The organism is Candidatus Cardinium sp. cByotN1 (genome assembly GCF_022810525.1).
Lineage (GTDB): Bacteria > Bacteroidota > Bacteroidia > Cytophagales > Amoebophilaceae > Cardinium.
In genome coordinates this window covers 1-18147 of the sequence record NZ_JAACGG010000024.1, presented here as the reverse complement: position 1 = coordinate 18147, position 18147 = coordinate 1, and the positions used below count along the sequence as shown (strand labels likewise).

Annotated in this window: 13 protein-coding genes and 2 tRNA genes; 10 read left to right on the top strand and 5 right to left on the bottom strand. The window is 36.5% G+C overall.

Annotation, left to right across the window (positions count from 1 at the left end; all coding sequences use genetic code 11):
• Positions 1-167 precede the first annotated feature (167 nt).
• The 5 genes from MUW73_RS00900 to mutS all read right to left on the bottom strand — a co-directional run bounded on the left by MUW73_RS00900 (position 168) and on the right by mutS (position 4767).
• Positions 168-926: a hypothetical protein gene (locus tag MUW73_RS00900; RefSeq protein ID WP_243018187.1), complete on the bottom strand. Its 759-nt coding sequence runs from the start codon at positions 924-926 to the stop codon at positions 168-170.
• 370 nt (positions 927-1296) lie between these two features.
• Entirely contained in the window at positions 1297-1581 is a 285-nt protein-coding gene (locus tag MUW73_RS00895; RefSeq protein WP_243018186.1) for a SemiSWEET family sugar transporter, read from the bottom strand.
• Positions 1582-1609: 28 nt separating this feature from the next.
• A tRNA-Leu gene (locus MUW73_RS00890) sits at positions 1610-1692 on the bottom strand.
• Positions 1693-2001: 309 nt separating this feature from the next.
• Positions 2002-2074, bottom strand: a tRNA-Gly gene (locus MUW73_RS00885).
• 71 nt (positions 2075-2145) lie between these two features.
• Entirely contained in the window at positions 2146-4767 is a 2622-nt protein-coding gene (gene mutS, locus MUW73_RS00880) for a DNA mismatch repair protein MutS (RefSeq protein ID WP_243018185.1), read from the bottom strand.
• 210 nt (positions 4768-4977) lie between these two features.
• On the opposite strand from mutS, the gene MUW73_RS00875 reads away from it, so the two are divergent.
• From MUW73_RS00875 to MUW73_RS00830, 10 genes are all read left to right on the top strand, one after another.
• A complete protein-coding gene (locus tag MUW73_RS00875; RefSeq protein WP_243575159.1) occupies positions 4978-6165 on the top strand; it encodes an ankyrin repeat domain-containing protein in 1188 nt (395 codons plus the stop codon).
• Between the two features lie 645 nt (positions 6166-6810).
• Positions 6811-9654, top strand: coding sequence for an excinuclease ABC subunit UvrA (uvrA, locus tag MUW73_RS00870; protein WP_243018183.1), 2844 nt, complete (start codon positions 6811-6813; stop codon positions 9652-9654).
• 128 nt (positions 9655-9782) lie between these two features.
• Positions 9783-10358, top strand: a complete 576-nt coding sequence (locus MUW73_RS00865) for a DUF6452 family protein (protein ID WP_243018182.1) — start codon at positions 9783-9785, stop codon at positions 10356-10358.
• Positions 10339-11100, top strand: a complete 762-nt coding sequence (locus MUW73_RS00860) for a DUF6048 family protein (RefSeq protein ID WP_243018181.1) — start codon at positions 10339-10341, stop codon at positions 11098-11100. The genes MUW73_RS00865 and MUW73_RS00860 overlap by 20 nt, the downstream gene beginning before the upstream one ends.
• Before the next feature lie 101 nt (positions 11101-11201).
• Entirely contained in the window at positions 11202-11849 is a 648-nt protein-coding gene (locus tag MUW73_RS00855; protein ID WP_243018180.1) for a signal peptidase II, read from the top strand.
• 10 nt (positions 11850-11859) lie between these two features.
• Complete coding sequence (locus MUW73_RS00850) at positions 11860-12444, top strand: lipoprotein signal peptidase (RefSeq protein WP_243018179.1); 585 nt, start codon at positions 11860-11862, stop codon at positions 12442-12444.
• A 130-nt stretch (positions 12445-12574) separates the two neighbouring features.
• The gene (locus MUW73_RS00845) at positions 12575-12889 is read left to right on the top strand and encodes a hypothetical protein (protein ID WP_243575158.1); all 315 of its coding nucleotides are present in this window, start codon (positions 12575-12577) and stop codon (positions 12887-12889) included.
• 900 nt (positions 12890-13789) lie between these two features.
• A complete protein-coding gene (locus tag MUW73_RS00840) occupies positions 13790-15460 on the top strand; it encodes an AAA family ATPase (RefSeq protein ID WP_243575157.1) in 1671 nt (556 codons plus the stop codon).
• 446 nt (positions 15461-15906) lie between these two features.
• Positions 15907-16281 (top strand): hypothetical protein, encoded by a 375-nt coding sequence (locus tag MUW73_RS00835; RefSeq protein ID WP_243018176.1) that lies wholly within the window; start codon positions 15907-15909, stop codon positions 16279-16281.
• A gap of 351 nt (positions 16282-16632) precedes the next feature.
• Entirely contained in the window at positions 16633-18051 is a 1419-nt protein-coding gene (locus tag MUW73_RS00830; RefSeq protein ID WP_243575156.1) for an AAA family ATPase, read from the top strand.
• The last annotated feature ends 96 nt before the right edge of the window (positions 18052-18147 follow it).

Genomic DNA, 18147 nt, shown 5'->3' with positions numbered 1-18147 from the left:
TTTCCGCTCATCCAATGGCTTATGCTAGGAAAAATCGCGCCTTTTTTTTCATCAGCACTTGTTTTTTTGGCTACTTTTTGATCAAGCAAAAAGTAGCATTAAAAAATACATTTTTTACAAGTGTCATGAACAAATGCTTTGATCAAGTAAAAAGTAAATGTAACACCTTACCCATTCCCCAATAAAACCATCACCAGACTATGTGCAACAGAATAAGGAACAATTTGCAAAATCCGCATGGTTAACCCATTAAAAATCGTAAAAAACTGCTTCTCTTCAGCCATATTGTGTTTTAAACGCCCTATCCAAGTCATAGGCACCTCAGATCCACAATTTTGTGTAGCGATCAGATCAAATGGCATGGTTAAGGCAGATACCACTATACCCAATAGCGTACTAACCAACATATTAATCCAAACCCCATTGATATCTTTTGTAAATTCATAGGCCAATATACAGGCCGAAGCACTTACTATATTTCTTAAAAGAACAGGGGTAAAGATATCCATAACCTTTTCTTTTCGCTTCATTAAGGTCCCTTTATTAGCGGCAATTTCTTTTGCTTCGCTGTACACTGTTACAATGGTTTCTACCATGCCAGCCAAGAAACACTCCCATATGACCAATAAAGTAAAATTGTTGATCGTATAATAGCCAGTAGAACAGAGAAACAGCCATTGTGAAACACCAAATGCCAAGGCAGCTATAACCTGTCGGAGTGCATAAATATGGGCACCGGAAAAAAATAACTTAAAATTTCTAGTACGTATACATCTTTTAACAATGGAAGTATAGGATTCGCCTGTTTCTTGATAGACTACTTTTACAAATTGAGCAGGTGTAACCAGGTAAGCCACGATCATACAGGCCATACCATGTGCAAGTGGATCAATAAAAAAATGATATATAAGACTATTGTGCTGCATAATTTAATAGATTTAATAGATTGATAGACAATTCGCTGCAAAAGACTTTTAAAGCTACTTCCTGAATCCAAAGTAAAACACCAAGTGCGCAACTAGTAGACCCAATTTTCCGATGCAAAATCTGACTATCCATTGACCACTCTGGCAGGGCTACGTACAAAAAGAAAAAACGCCCCTTGTAAAATAGTTGCGATGAGCCATCACGTATTAGCGCCGATGATTAGAAAAACAGGTTGTTTGAACCCGCTGAGCGGGAGCATGCTGTTTTTCCAACTGTAAGAGGTTAATTTCAGCCAGTTTTTACTGAGGGGTTGATTTTTTATCTATTTTTTTACCAAGCAAAAATTCACTTTTCATCAACAGATAGGCTTTATAAAGGCTTATCTGACTGGTATTTTCGCTTGAGCACTACCATAATCAAAGAACCAAGCGTAAGCAACGAGTTAGTCAACAACAATGGCCTATCAGCAGTCATTGCCCCATAGATGGTCCAACTAACTGAAGCAACCGTTAGATTCAAAAGCATCAACATGGAGACGTCATTAACAGATTTTGTTCTATATGACTGTATAATCTGCGGAAGAATAGAGATAACGGCTGTAAATGAACCTATACATGCCACAATATCTAAAAAGGAAGTAGGATAAACATCCATCAAGACAACCTGAAAAATATTAAGTTTGTACCAGGAGCGGGGATCGAACCCGCATGGCCTAAGGCCACAAGATTTTAAGTCTTGCGTGTATACCAATTCCACCATCCTGGCTTGGTAAAAAATGAATTTTTAATGCTACTTTTTTCTTGATAAAAAAGTAGAGCCCTAAGTAAAAAGCTCCTAAAATCACCCGTTTATAACTGAAAAAACAGAACTAGGCCGCTTGGCGGGCTTCAAACAAACTGTTTTTTTAGCCATAAGCTAGTAATTGCCCATCGGAACTATTTTACAAGGGGGTTTTTTGCGTATAGCCCTACCACAGTGTTGAACAGATGGCTTGTAGCCCTACTAGGGTACTAAATGGATGCCTTTTTGCAATAAGGCAATAAACTAAAGTGTAATATACATTACTTTAAAACGAGCGAGAAACGGGACTCGAACCCGCGACCCCGACCTTGGCAAGGTCGTGCTCTACCAACTGAGCTATTCTCGCCTATAGGGTCTACACTAGACCAAATTTAGTTAAAGATTCTTTTTTTTCAAAATAGTTATCTGTTTTTGTGACTATTTATTAAAGTTTGTAACCATATTTTTGATTTCATTTAATTTTAATAAGGCTTCTACCGGCCAGAGTCTATCAATATCAATAGCCTCTAAAAAAGCTTTAAGGTCACTTAAACCTTTGTTTGGCTCATTTGGCTCAAAAAGTTTCAGCTGATATTGCTCCTTAGGCAGGGTTTCAATCTTTTCATCGACCTTACCTACTTTGCCACCTACTTGCGATAAATGAGCCAATATGGCGCTAGCTCTTGCTAAAATCATAGCCGGCATACCGGCCATTCGGGCTACATGAATACCAAAGCTATGCTCACTACCTCCCGGAACTAGTTTATGTAGAAATAGAATCTTTTGATCTATTTCCTGAACCGCTACATTAAAATTTTTAACCCTAGGGAGTTCTTTGGCCAATTCATTCAGCTCGTGGTAGTGGGTAGCAAAAAGTGTTTTAGCCCTATAGCGTAAATGGTTATGCAAGTATTCTACCAATGCCCAGGCAATAGAAATTCCGTCATAGGTACTGGTACCACGTCCTATCTCATCCATCAATACCAGGCTACGATCACTAAGATTATGCATAATACTGGCTGTTTCAGTCATCTCCATCATAAACGTAGATTCCCCTTGGGCCAAGTTATCAGATGCACCTACTCTTGTAAATATTTTATCTACCACACCAATTTGTGCCGAAGTGGCTGGTACAAAAGAACCCATTTGTGCCATTAATACGGTTAGGGCAACCTGCCGCAACAAGGCTGATTTGCCAGCCATATTAGGCCCCGTAATCACTATGATTTGTTGTGAAGATGGGTCTAAATAAATATCATTAGGGGTGTAGGCTTTGTCTACAGGCAAACGCTGCTCAATAACAGGATGTCGGTTACCTTTAAGATTCAGTAGCTTGCCATCATCTATTATAGGCTTGGTATACTGGTACTCAGTGGCCTGTTTGGCAAAAGAAAGATAAACATCCAATTGGGCAATATGTTTTGCATTTTCCTGAATAGGAGAAATATAGCTTATTGCTTCTGTTACTAATGCTTGATAAATTTGTTGCTCTAGCAGCTGTGCTTCTTCACCTGCATGTAACATCTCCTCTTCATACTGTTTTAAGTCTTCTGTGATATAGCGTTCTGCACCAGCTAAGGTTTGTTTGCGCATCCAATCTGCAGGCACTTTATTTTTATGGGCATTCGGTACTTCTAGGTAGTAACCAAATACGCGATTGTAAGCAACTTTTAAAGAAGGGATGTTGGTACGCTTGCTCTCCTTTTGTTGCAATTCAACCAAATAATTTTTACCATCGTAGATAATTTTATTTAAAGCATCCAACCGATCATTGACATGAGGCTGAATGATACCCCCTTGATGGGTCAGCATAGGAGGATCTTCCTGAAGGGTATGTTGAATACTTGCTACCAAACCATCACAGTGATGAAGCTGTTCTCTAAAGTTTTGCAATAAAGAGAAGCCAGTAGCCTGCAAGGCGGCTTGTATAGGTGCTACCTGCTCCAATGCTCTTTTTAGCGCCATCATCTCCCGTGGATTCACCCTGCCTACCGCTACCTTAGCTATAAGCCGCTCTAGATCACCTATCTGTTTCAAATGACTGACCAATAAAGCTGCCAAACCAGGATCTTCTACGAGATAGGCCACAATATCTAGCCGTTTTTGAATGCGTACTACTTCTTTAAGTGGAAACAATAGCCATTTTTTAAGCAAGCGTCCGCCCATTGGGGTAACCGTTCTATCTAGTATGTCAATAAGTGCCGTTCCGTCCACCTGCTGCGGCGCCATTAATTCTAAGGCTTTAACGGTAAATGGATCCAGCCAAACATACTGCTGTTCCTCTAGTCGGACTATCGAACGAATATGTGTGATTTTTTTATGTTCTGTTTCTGATAAATAATGCAAAATAACCCCAGCTGCTACAATACCTGCAGGGTAATCTGATACCCCAAACCCTTTTAGCGAATGGGTACCAAAATGGCTATTCAACAAACCATAGGCATAGTCAAACTGAAAAACCCAATCTTCCATTGCATAAGTATGCCTATTACTTTGCCCAAAATCATTCCATAAAGCTTCCTGTTTTTTATTAAAAACAATTTCCGATGGTGCCAAATGATGCATTACCTTTTGCAGGTAATCGGCATTGCCTTGCGTGACAAAGAATTCGCCGGTAGAAAGATCTAAAAAGGCCATGCCAAGTAGTGCTTTATCAAAAAAAATAGAGGCTAGGTAATTATTGGCTCGTGTATCTAAAACCGCTTCACTAAAAGACAGACCAGGCGTAACCAATTCTGTAACCCCCCTTTGTACAATACCCTTGGCTTGTTTGGGATCTTCTAACTGATCACAAATCGCTACCCGATAGCCCGCCTTTACCAATTTAGGCAGATAAAGATCTAGAGCATGATGAGGAAAACCAGCCAACTCCACACTAGTAGCCGATCCATTGGCTCGTTTGGTAAGGGTAATATCTAGCACCTTACTGGCCTTAACCGCATCTTCCAAAAAGGTCTCATAAAAATCACCTACTCGAAATAGCAACAATGCCTCAGGATATTTTGCTTTAATCGCAAAATATTGCCTCATTAATGGCGTTGGCTCAACTAATTTTGACATAGAAATAGAAAAAATATATTATAAACATTATCACTGAGATCAAGCTACCCAAAACCAAAATTTCAACTATAACTTACCTAAAAAAGCAAGGATAGTATGGGTGCAATTTAGTTTTTTTAGCACAAATTGCTTAATTTTGTCAAAAGGGCGCTTTTAAGATAAAGACACTTATAAGCTTACTCAAGATTAATATTTAGAAAAAAATATATTATGAAAAAACTTAATCTCAATCCTAAGCCATCTAGTTTGTTTGCAACAGGCATTATCATTTTGTCTCTATTGGTTGTGTTACAGGCCCGCAGTTGTAGAGGAACAGCCGGGCATAAAGCAAGGAACATGAGTAAAGAGATATTTGACAGAGATTTACAGAATAAAGTAGATGTTAGTATAGACGAAGATGAAAAAGGTCGAAGTCAAATCTTCGCTTGCGTAAAAGCAGGAAACCTTGACCATATAATCGCTATATTGGACCGCTTTATAAAAGATATGAAATCAGACTTCAAGCATGCAAATCCAGGTTTCCTAAATGCACGTGACCCAATACGTGGTACAACACTTCTTGAGGAGGCCATAATACGGAAAAGTCCGGAAATAATCCAGGTTTTTCTCAATTGTGCATACAATATAGGCGATAAGACCATCAAGCCTATAAAGATTGATACTGTACATCCAAGTTCAGGTAATACACCGCTACATTATGCCCTTGAAACAGAAAATAAGAATATAATAAAAGAGGTATTACAGGCAGTAATGCAAAAAAACCAAGATTTATTATCTGCACAAAATAAAGATGGAAATACAGTTCTGCATCTTGCAGCAGCAAAGCATAAGCTAGCAGATATCCAAGAGAAATTAACTGAAGTGCTTCCTCAGGATAAAATTTGGATAAAAAACAATAAAGGCCAAGACCCAGTAGATATCGCAATGGAAAATAATCAGACACATTTGATATCATTCCTCCCTAAAGCACCTCTAGAAAGATTAAAAGAAAAAAATAAGTATGGTCAAACACGTCTTCAGGTAGCTGCTCGTTTGCTTCTATTCAATGCATTTGAATCAATATGGCAAAGAATAAAAGCAGTGGACGAAGGTGAAGCTGTAAAGCAACTTTTTGAGAAAGATAAAAAAGATAAAGAAGGGAAGTCTGTATGGATGCACATCATAGTATCAGGACTTATGCGCCACTTTAACTATAAAGCTAACATTACAATGTTCGAGAAGGTCATAAAGTTGGTAAAAGATAGCTTAAGAGAAAAACAATGGGAATCTATATTAGACCATATTACTCATCTAGAAAATAAATTTATTATGGATAAAAATAGAATAAACAAAAAGTATGCTGATGAATTGCGTGGAATAGTAGTAAAGAACGCAAGAAATAATAGAAATATTATTTAGCAACCAGTAGCCACACTAATTTCCTCAATATATTAGACCTGCTATATGAACATCAAGAGCTATTGCTTACATAATAGCTCTTGATAAATATTTGTTAATCAGCTGCTAAATAATATTTTTCTATGTAATACTATCGTAGCACGCTAGCAAAAAAGAAACAACACCCTCTTCTGCATTCCGATCGGTAACCACCCTACACAGCTAACAAGCAAAACAAGGCTACCAGTTATTAGCCTGTTTACAAAGCCTATTTATTAATGAGCCATTTTTAGGAGAAGTGCAGTCGAGCAGGCAGCAATACGCTTTACCTATCCACGAAAGCCAAAACCTGAATTGGCAGATTCTTATAATCCTTATAAGATCGATAAGTAGCAATGATATTATTTTTTTGAAAAACTTGCTTAATCCATGCAAAAGATTTCGTTGATCCTGTAACAGGATAGCATCTTGTGCTGGTAGATAGTTAGGAATAGTTAAGCGCAAACAGCCTAATATAGGCTGTCATCTTTTGCATTTTATAACATATATGCCTAAAATAGGAGCTGAATACAAATAGAGCTATCTATTCTCGTATGTAACTAGTGTTATAGCATATGCTAACCAGGCTGCATTTGATTAAATTTCTTGAGCTATATGCCAGACAACATGGATACCAAACAGCCCAATCATGCTTTTCAAGATCTATATGGTTTTGATTATGTAGAAGTTTTGGGGGCAAGGACCCACAATTTAAAAAATATTGATGTTGTTTTTCCACGTAATCAACTGGTAATTATTACAGGTGTCAGTGGTAGTGGCAAATCCTCTTTAGCCTTTGATACCATAAATGCAGAGGGGCAAAGGCGATACAGGGAAAGTTTTAGTGCCTACGCGCGGGGTTTTTTGGGCAGCTTAACCAGACCAGAAGTAGATAAAATCAATGGGCTAAGTCCGGTTATTGCGATTGAACAGAAAACAACCAACCGAAATGCACGCTCTACGGTTGGAACTACTACAGAAATCTATGACTTTATGCGTTTGCTTTTTGCACGAATAGCCGACGCCTATGCCTACACTACGGGTAACAAAATGGTAACCCAAGATGAAGAGCAAATCCTTGCTCATCTATTACGCACCTTCTCCAGAAAAAGAGTTACCCTAATGGCTCCTGTTGTTAGAGGCAGAAAAGGCCATCATCAAGCATTGTTAAAACGTTTGATTAAGTTAGGTTTTAATAAAGTTAGAGTCGATGGTGCCATTATTGAATTCACAGATAGCCTAAAGCTGGCCCGCCATAAAAAACATGATATTGCTTTGATTATAGATCATATCTTAATAGATCTAAAAGAGCTAGATCGTATCAAAAATGGATTGCAACTGGCTATAGAATATGGCAAGGGAACATTATTAATAGTAGATCCTGAGCAAAAAGATCACTATTTTTCTACCTATTTAATGGATGAAGAAACCGGCCTAGCTTATGATGCACCAGAACCCAACCTTTTTTCTTTTAATACACCGTACGGCGCATGTGCTAGCTGCGATGGCTTGGGCGAAATTACCCAGATAGATGTCAACACGCTTATTCCAGATAAAAGCATCAGTATTCAAAATGGTGCGATTGTACCATTGGGGCCTTATAAAGTATCTTTATTATTCAAAAAGATAGCGGCTCTACTAAAGTTTTTTCAATGTCAAATTACCGATCCGGTTGAAACATTGCCTCCAGCTGTATTGAATTTGTTATTGTTTGGTAATATTACACCCTACCGCTCTGTGCTTATTGCAGATTGTGTTGAACCTTTTGAAGGCATTATTGCTGCGCTTATCAAACAACAAGAACGTGAAACAGCTACACGGAATGGTAGTCCAGAAGAAGGGTTTACTTACACAGCTATATGCCCAGATTGTCAAGGAACTAGACTAAACCCAATAGCTAGGTCTTTTAAAATTCAAGACAAAAGTATTACTGACTTGGTTGCAATGGACCTAGATGCCCTCAAAAAATGGTTTGCTGAGTTACCTACGTTCTTGACAGCAAAACAGCAAATCATTGCACATGAGATTATAAAAGAAATCTTAAAACGACTACAATTTTTAATAGATGTTGGCCTGCATTATGTACATCTTAATAGAAGCTTAAGTACCTTATCAGGGGGGGAAGCGCAACGCATTAGATTGGCCACACAAATAGGTACCCAATTATTGGGTGTGCTCTATATTCTTGATGAACCCAGTATTGGCTTACATCAACGCGACAATGGGCGCCTTATCAGCGCTTTAAAGGCACTTAGAGATATAGGCAATACGGTACTTGTAGTAGAGCATGACAAGGAGATTATGTTGGCAGCAGACTACTTGATTGAAATAGGGCCTCAAGCTGGTGCTTATGGAGGGGAAGTAGTTGCGGCGGGCCCCTTAGTCCATTTTTTAGCACAACCTAGCGTCACAGCTGAATTTTTAACCTCAAAAAAGCATTTTGCTTTTTCAGCCAATCGCAAAGCAGGAAATGGCAAAACTGTAACCATTACCGGATGTAGCGGAAATAACTTAAAAAATATCACTTTAACGATTCCATTAGGTTTAATGATTTGCGTAACAGGGGTTTCAGGAAGTGGCAAATCTTCTTTGATTCGTAAAACCCTCTTACCTGTTCTTAAAAAACATCTCTACAACAGTCAGGCTACACCATTACCTTATGGAGAAGCGGTTGGCTTAACGCACATTAATAAAGTTATAGAAGTTAGTCAGTCACCTATAGGCAGAACGCCCCGTTCTAACCCTAGTACCTATACCGGTATGTTTACTGATATACGTAACTTTTTTGCGATTTTGCCAGAAGCTAAAATTAGAGGCTATAAGCCAAGTAGATTCTCTTTTAATTTAAAAGAAGGTCGATGTAATACTTGTGAAGGAGCGGGTATTCAGCGTATAGAAATGGGTTTTCTACCAGAAGTATATGTAAAATGTGATAGTTGCAAGGGCAAACGATACAGTCGGGAAACCTTGGAGGTGCAGTACAAAGGTAAATCTATTGCCGATGTCTTAGATATGACGGTATCCAACGCGATTTCTTTTTTCGCAAGTCATCCATCTATATTGGTTAAACTCCGGACCTTAGAGCAAGTCGGACTAGGATACATTACCCTGGGGCAACATGCTACTACTTTATCAGGTGGAGAAGCACAAAGGGTCAAATTAGCGACAGAACTAGCCAAAAAAAGTACCGGAGATACACTATATATCCTAGATGAACCGAGTACCGGTTTGCACTTTCAAGATATTCTAGCTTTATTGTCCGTTCTAAAAAAATTAGTAGAGCAAGGTAATACCGTGCTAATTATAGAACACAATATGGATATTATAAAAGTAGCAGACCATGTCATTGATATTGGACCCGATGGCGGGCGAGATGGAGGCCATATAGTAGCGCAGGGTACGCCAGAAACTATTGCTATGGTAGCAGAGAGCCATACAGGTTATTGTTTAAAACAAGAATTAAACCTATAGTATTTTCTGCTAAACGCACTGTTTGCTTGCTATATTTTTAACACGTAAATTTATGGATCCATTCAGTCCTGCGCTAAGGCTATACACAAAAAGAAAAAAACGCTCCTTTATTATAACTTTTTTCGTACATGCTTGTTTCTCTTTCAGTTGCTGCTTACCTGGCCAAATATCTCCGAAAAGCTTTTATTGGCTTGTTTTTAGGCTTGTTATCGTGTAAAGACTTTAAAAATTGGGAGAGTAAATATGCCTCCCAGATAAACATTAAATTTGAGGTAGAAAAAAGTGAATTTAATCCGGAACTACCCAGAAACTTGCAGCGTCTTAAAATTGAAAAATTGTTTAAGGAAAAGGACCTAAAGTTTTCAGCATCAGACAATAATCAACTTGTTGACATTGAAATAAGCCATGATAGCGTTAGTATACCTTTAAATCCAAATGCCGATACCGTCAGCTTTAACCTAGCATCTAGGAGCACTAAGGATAAGACTATGTATTATCAGACAGTGACTATTCGCTATGAACGCAAAGCCTCCTTGATTTCTCCTGAAGCTGGTGGACTGCAAATACAATACTTTATTAAGGAGATACAATTGCATACTATGCCTAATAGTAACCCTATTTTTAAACGATTTAGCATCGAATCGGCCGTGCCATTGCAAATAGATACAAAAGAATCCAAAACTCATGTTACGTTATATTACTAAGCCCTTTTTTTACATAGTTTTTTCGGTTACCATTCCTCACTATTTAGTAGCTAATAATCAATTACTGCCAAATACCATTTGGCCAACTACTGGTTATGTTGGTGCAGATGTAGCCAAAACTTGTGTGGGTTGGTACCAAAAAACAGGTCTTGCGTATGAACTAAATGGGTCTATTGATTTTAGTCGTATTTTATTGGATCTGGACTATGGATTAGCAACAATCCAGCGTGACAGAAGGAAGCATAAAGGCTCTTTTGCTTCTGCTGATGGTAAATATTTTAGAATAGGTTTGGGGTATAATTTTTTAACACCAACTCCAGCACACAATCAATTTTTTATAGGATTCCGTTATGCTAAAAGTTTCTTTGATTTTCAGATAAAAAGTAATAAACTACAATGCAATCACGATTCAGCTGAAGATTGTTCTAAAACTAAAAAATGCAGAGAGGCACCTATTATTTTCCAAAATAGAAAAGATGCGGCAATAGCCCATTGGTGGGAAGTTGTAGCAGGGGGTAAAGTGGCTCTGATTAGCATACTATCTATTGGCTGTACAGCTCGCTATAAGTTTAACAAAAAAATAAAAAATAATTTATATATTTCTCCATTTGATATTCCAGGGTTTGGATTAGCAGAATTTGATCATGCTTTTGGCTATAGTGTATATCTTGCATTGCGTATTCCACTACAGAAAAGCAAAAACGCTGGTTATGAAAATACCAAGGGAAAAAGTGCAACTTAATTTTTTAATGCTAAAATCATTATGTATCTACTCAGCACTGCGGTAGCGCTTGATTTTTGGGTCACTTTTTGATCAAGCACAAAAATTTTTTTACTAAAGTTGTGAGTGGAAACAAAAATATTACACACTATTCTATCATGAAAAGATATGCCAAATACATTATAGGATTGTTGCTCATCATCCTTGCAGATCAAGGATCCAAGCTTTGGGCTTATAGCCACATGCAATTAGGTCTAGATCACCATATTAAAATTCTGGGTAATCTATTTAAGTTAACTTATGTTTTAAACTATGGCATGGCTTTTGGACTGCAGCTTGGCTTTAAATATGGTAAGCTTCTGATCACCCTTGTTCGTCTTTTTGCTTCACTCTATGTTGCCATTCATATTGTGCAATCATTAACTAAGCCAACTCATCCTCTTTGGACTTGGGGGTGGATAACTCTTTTAGGTGGTGCTATTGGCAATAGTATTGATAGCATTTTTTATGGTGTTTATTTGAACAATGCTCCTGCTGATGCCCCTATGAAGTGGTTCCATGGGCAGGTAATTGATATCATTCATATTGATTTTTGGTCTGGTCTTATTCCTAGTTGGGTACCCATTTGGGGAGGGCAAGAGATGTGCTTGCTGCCTATTTTCAATATAGCAGACTTAGCTATTTTTTTGGGATTAGCTTTTATTTTTTATTCTTTTAACGCATCAGCTGCATTAAAAACAAATGACCAACTAACTGACTTTATTGCATAAAAGTGGCTATATGAAGCAATTTTTAAAATATTTTTCTATTACATTTTTAATTATTCTTGCAGATCAAGCCTCCAAGCTTTGGGTCTATGCCAATATGGAGATGGGTATAGATGAGCAAATGAAACTTCTGGGAAATATTTTTAAGCTTACTTATACATTAAATCCTGGCATGGCTTTTAGTATCCATTTGGGTTTTAAGTATGGCAAGTTATTGATTACTATGTTTCGCTTTTCCGCTTCTTTATATATCTGTTGGTATATTATTCAATGTGTCAGAAAAAGTGCCCCTGCTGCTTGGATCTGGGGGTGGGCCTTGGTTCTGGGCGGTGCTATTGGCAATAGTATTGATAGCATTTTTTATGGTGTTTATTTGAATAATGCCCCTGCTGATGCCCCTATGAAGTGGTTCTATGGCCAGGTAATTGATATGTTGCATATTGATCTTTGGTCTGGGGTGCTGCCTAGTTGGTTACCTATTTGGGGAAATTACTATATATATTGCCTTCCTATCTTTAACATAGCTGATGTGGCTGTATCTGTAGGATTAATCATTGTTTCATGCACATTTTATCCAAAAACTGCTGCTAAACATTAAATATCTGTTCACGACACTGGTAAATAATGGGATCTGTTCACAACAGCGGTAAATAACGCATTGCTATCCCATTTTTTGCTTGATAAAAAAGTGTGCAAAAAACCAAACCCTCGGTAAAAAATGGCAGAAAGTGCCCATCATAAAACAAGCACCTCTTCAAGTGCCTAGAATGGGATTTTTGCCTATTATCCCTGTTTTTAAAGCTGGTGCAGCAGCTTGGACGGCTGATCAGGTCTATGCAATTCGAAGGGATATAGTTAATGATCAAAAGGTTCAGAGAAGTTGGGAAGAGCGTAACTATATAGACATCTTGAGGCACACTGTACCGCATATTCCTTTTTGGGGGGATGTCATACGTAGCGGTCGTGCATTCCACTTAATGATTCCAAAGGGGTATGGCTATGGCCAGCAAACGCGCTCTGTACAATTTATGGAGAAAAGGTAATAGGTAAAGGATGGTAAATGGATCTTTAAAAATGCCATAGGTAAAGTTAGAAAGAGCCTAACTAAACTGGGGGTAAGGAATCTATTTAAACCAGGAGGCGTTCTCAAAAATGGCTATTATGAAATCAATGGACTAAAGTTTAGTGAATACTATTACAATAAACTGTGGAGTACAGGAAAAGGTGCCCTATCGTTAATGGCCAAAGAAGTTTTAAAAGTAAGATCAAAAACTGCTGTACCAGACCTTGTGAAAAAGAGCTTTAGTAAATATGTTTATGGGGGTTGGGAAATGGTTTATAATCCAATCACTAAAGAAGTTTAGCATCTTAAGCCTATAAAGCCTAATAAATAATTATTATGAACAATTTCATTACTTTAATTAAGCATAGCTTAATGAGCAGAGAAGGAATTATTTTCATTGAGCAAGAAATAAAATTACTGTTTAATTTGATCGAAAAGACTAAATGTATGGAAGATGCAAAATTGTTATTTTCAAACTTAGAAGATATTTAATTTGTTTTAGCAAAAGCAATTTTTAGTGATGAAATTATAGCTACACCATTCTTAACAGATTTTGTTAGCGATTTCGATAGAATAGATGATTCTGATGTCAAAGAGCATTTATATAAAAGAATAAAATCCACTATGGGGTCTTTGTAAAAGATTTTACAAACATTTTGTAAACTGTTTGATCATATATGTTGTTAAGGGAAATGTTCAATAAACTGTGTCAAGAATCCCTCTCTATCTCAACTACTACACTTAAAGTCAATAAATAGCTATCAGCAACCAAAGTTGACAAGCAAACTTATAGCAGCTTAGCAAGATTGGCTCGTTTGGAAAACTATCATGGAATATGCAATCAACGAAAAGGAAAGAAACAAAATTTCAATAAGATAAAATGATGCGTAAGATAAATGCACTACCTATTGGCTACTCAGATGTTAAATCAGTGATTGAAACAGGTTATTACGTAGATAAAACACGATATGCACAAGAACTAATTGAAAAAAGAAATCCTATCTTCATAGCCAGACCTCGTAGATTTGGGAAGTCTCTCTTTATTAATACACTGGCTAACATATGTAACGGAGAAAGGGAAGTCTTTCAAAACTATTACATAGGTAGACCGGAAAACGGATATCAGTGGAAGAAATATCCGGTGATTAAATTAGACCTTTCACAGTTAACGAATGACACACCTGAAGAACTAAAAGAAGCCATCAAGAGAGCTTTAAAAAAAATAGCATTGCTATATGAATTAGAAATAGAGGACTATACAGTTAAGGATACTTTGCAGGATTTAATCATGAAATTAATGAATGTGAAACGTACCAGTTCAAGTAGTAAAATCATATCATATGATTATGAATCTAAAATAGTAGTACTTATAGATGAATACGATGCACCTATTGTTAATCTAACCAAAGATTCTGACCTAGAAAAAGCCAATATCAAAGTCATGAAAGATTTTTTTATGACTTTGAAGTCACTAAATGAACACTTTCAACTCACTTTTATCACTGGCGTAAGCAAATTTAGTTTATCGGATGTTTTTTCAAGGGCCAATCATTTAAAAGATATTACCATTGATGCATCTGCTGATGCCATGTTTGGCTATACCGAGCAAGAAATTATAACCATATTCTCAAAAAACTTAGAAGATATTGTTAACAAATGGAGTATAAAAGAAAATAAAAAGATAACTGAATCAGAAGTAATAGGCGAGATTACAACTTATTATAATGGATATAAGTTTTATGAAGATGGAGCAAGTGTATACAACCCCTGGTCTACGCTAAGATTTCTAGACTCTGGCAAACTAGCCAACTACTGGTACGAATCAGGTAGTCCAAGCTTACTGATTAATCAGATGTTGTCAGATCCTGATCGGTTTGACCTTAACATGGATAATCTCCAAATAGAAGCTACCAGAGAGGACCTCATGTATACAGAAAGTAGAAATGAGATTAGTTTAAAGTCGCTGATGTTTCAAACCGGATATCTAACCATTGACAGTTATGATGACGCTACCAATCTATACACTTTAAAATTTCCTAATAAAGAAATAGAAGAATCTTTTCAAAAAAGTATACAATCTAGTTTAGAAAAAAGTGTAAAAGATTACTTTATACAAGAACGAGATAAAATTAGAAAAGCACTGTCCAATAAAAAAATCAGCTCATTTATAGATAGTATCAATACCGCTTTTGCCACGCTTCCTTACTATATCGATACCAAGCAAGAAAAACAATACCACAGCAATTTACATATGCTGCTGCAAGGGTTAGGATTTCTAGGCGGTAGGAGAATGCAAATGTATAGCGAATCACCCTCCAGTAAAGGCAGATCAGATATCGTTTTAGAATTAGAATCAGCCATCTACATTATAGAAATCAAGTATAAATCCAGCGGAAAAGCAGCCTTAGAACAAATTAAAGCAAACGGGTATTATAAGCCTTACTTACTCAGACAAAAAGCCATTATACTATTAGGCATTAACTTCAATGAAGAAACCAGAATGATAGATAATTGGGAGTACGAAGTACATGAAGAACACTTAGAAGAGTAAAATATATTTGGTTATCAATTATATAAAGGAGAAACTGTTCTAAAAGAAAGAGTCTAACCAAACAGGGGAATCCTAAACAACTTGGTCCAATCGGAGATTCAACGGGTAGGTCCATTTTATATAAACCAGAAGGTTGGATTACGAAAGTTTCGAAAAAAAATAAGGGAACTAAAATTCTAAATCCGAACGTTAAGAACGGAAGTGATTATATTAGATTTAGTCCCAAAAATCCGGATGCTAGAGCACCAGCAGGGCAACAATACAATTACTTTGAACGTTATAAAAATGGAAAAGTGTTAACCAAGGATGGTCAATGGGTTAATCCCGCAACACATCCAAATAAGCAAGATTTTCATATACCGCAAGATATGTTTGAAGAATTGAAACTATCATTAGAATTGGATTAAAAAATGACTTCTAAATATCTTTGGATTAGTAATATTCTTGTGGGAGTCGAACCCTTAAGTGACCCAATACATGAATTTTCTAAATATCAATGGAATAATTTATATCAATACTATACTAATTTTTTAGATTATATAGGTACATCATTGTATGATAAAGTTGATTGGATAAATTTTTTAGATCATTACGCTCGTAAGCTTAACTTCTACGAAGTATCCATAGAAAAACTAAGAGAGTTAAACGTTGTATTAGACCCCTTTTACGAGAAATGTTTTGACCTATCTGATTTTGAAGTTATTCGTCGTCCAGAATGGGATACCATGATACCTATTGCGAAAGAATGTGTGCGTCTTTTGGAAAAGGAAAAAGAAAAAGGAGATGGCGATATGGTACTGTCGGATAAAGATTTCGATTGATTTCTTATAAGGAATGAGGATCAACTAGATTCAATCCATGAGTACTAACGTGTAATAGTTAAAATTTCATCTAACAAACTTACAAGCCACTTTCCAGTCTACTGAATGACTGCAGTGATTGCACCTAGCGCATGGCAGGGGGATGGTTTTTAAGCGATAGCCCAAACATCTTCTACTAGATAAGCCTGTTTTATTCTTAAAATCGATTATTAAGTTTCTTGTAATAGATCCATAGTATAAATTTTTGTTATGGTTTTATTGTTATTTAGGGTCATTTTAGCCTATTTTGGGTAGACCATTCCTCTAGATGCCTTGTAAAAAAGGAAAAAAGAAATTCAATAAGATAAACTTATGCGTAAGATAAATGCACTACCTATTGGTTATTCAGACGTTACATCGGTCATTGAAACAGGCTACTACGTAGATAAAACGCGATATGCACAAGAGTTAATAGAAAAGAGAAATCCTATTTTTATAGCCCGCCCTAGGAGATTTGGCAAATCGCTATTTATTAATACACTAGCGACTATATGTAGCGGAGAGAAAGAAATTTTTAAAGATTGCTATATAGGTAAACCAGAAAATGGGTATACATGGAAGAAATATCCCGTTATTAAGCTAGACAACTCTAGATTAACCAATAAATCAGCAGAATTATTACAATTATCTTTAGAAGACTTACTTATACAGACTGCTTCAATATACCAGTTGAGGCTTACTGGACAGGTTCTTCAAACAAAGTTCTCTAACTTAGTGGAAGATATGACTAAATTAGGCAATGGTTATGAATCCAAAATAGTAGTATTAATAGATGAATACGATGCACCTATTGTTCATCTAACTAAAGGCTCAGACCTAGAGCAAGCTAATATCAAAGTCATGAAAGATTTCTTTATGACTTTGAAGTCACTAAATGACCACTTTCAACTCACCTTTATCACTGGCGTAAGCAAATTTAGTTTATCTGATGTATTCTCAGGGGCCAATCATTTAGACGATATTACCATTTCCAAAGATGCTGATGCCATGTTTGGTTATACCCAAGAGGAAATATTATCTACTTTTTCAGTCTATTTAGAAAGTATTGCTTTAAAATGGAGTGAATCTAATGATAAAAAAATAACTAAAGAAGTAGTAATGGAGCATATGGCAATTTATTACAATGGTTATAAATTCCATAAAGATGGGGTAAGTGTCTATAATCCCTGGCCTACATTAAAATTTTTCAAGAGTAGTGAACTAGAAAACTACTGGTACGAGTCAGGTAGTCCAAGCTTACTCATTAAGCAGATGTTAGCAGATTCTGATCGGTTTGACCTTAACATGAATAATCTCCAAATAGAAGCTACCAGAGAAGACTTAATGTATACAGAAAGTAGAAATGAGATTAGTTTAAAGTCGCTGATGTTTCAAACCGGATATCTAACCATTGACAGTTATGATGACGCTAGCAGTCTATATACTTTAAAATTTCCTAATAAAGAAATAGAAGAATCTTTTCAGAAAAGTATACAATCCAGTTTAGAAAAAAGCGTAAAAGATTACTTTATACAAGAACGAGATAAAATTAGAAAGGCACTCTCAAATAAAAAAATCAGCTCATTTATAGATAGTATCAATACCGCTTTTGCCACGCTTCCTTATTATATCGATACCAAACAGGAAAAACAATACCACAGCAATTTACATATGCTGCTGCAAGGGTTAGGATTTCTAGGAGGTAGGAGAATGCACATGTATAATGAATTTTTGTTGTTACTTTTTTCTTGATAAAAAAGTAACCAAAAAATCAAGCGCTGATGAAAAAAGTGGCTGAAAGCTTCGTTTACAGCTGGAAAAACAGGAACCTACCTGCAATCCATCCCG

Bases quoted from the DNA above. Each gene is read 5' to 3' on its own strand.
- MUW73_RS00875 (WP_243575159.1), top strand. From the start codon at position 4,978: ATGAAAAAACTTAATCTCAATCCTAAGCCATCTAGTTTGTTTGCAACA.
- MUW73_RS00860 (WP_243018181.1), top strand. From the start codon at position 10,339: ATGTTACGTTATATTACTAAGCCCTTTTTTTACATAGTTTTTTCGGTT.
- MUW73_RS00840 (WP_243575157.1), top strand. From the start codon at position 13,790: ATGATGCGTAAGATAAATGCACTACCTATTGGCTACTCAGATGTTAAA.
- MUW73_RS00865 (WP_243018182.1), top strand. From the start codon at position 9,783: ATGCTTGTTTCTCTTTCAGTTGCTGCTTACCTGGCCAAATATCTCCGA.
- MUW73_RS00830 (WP_243575156.1), top strand. From the start codon at position 16,633: ATGCGTAAGATAAATGCACTACCTATTGGTTATTCAGACGTTACATCG.
- uvrA (WP_243018183.1), top strand. From the start codon at position 6,811: ATGGATACCAAACAGCCCAATCATGCTTTTCAAGATCTATATGGTTTT.
- mutS (WP_243018185.1), bottom strand. From the start codon at position 4,767: ATGTCAAAATTAGTTGAGCCAACGCCATTAATGAGGCAATATTTTGCG.
- MUW73_RS00900 (WP_243018187.1), bottom strand. From the start codon at position 926: ATGCAGCACAATAGTCTTATATATCATTTTTTTATTGATCCACTTGCA.
- MUW73_RS00850 (WP_243018179.1), top strand. From the start codon at position 11,860: ATGAAGCAATTTTTAAAATATTTTTCTATTACATTTTTAATTATTCTT.
- MUW73_RS00895 (WP_243018186.1), bottom strand. From the start codon at position 1,581: ATGGATGTTTATCCTACTTCCTTTTTAGATATTGTGGCATGTATAGGT.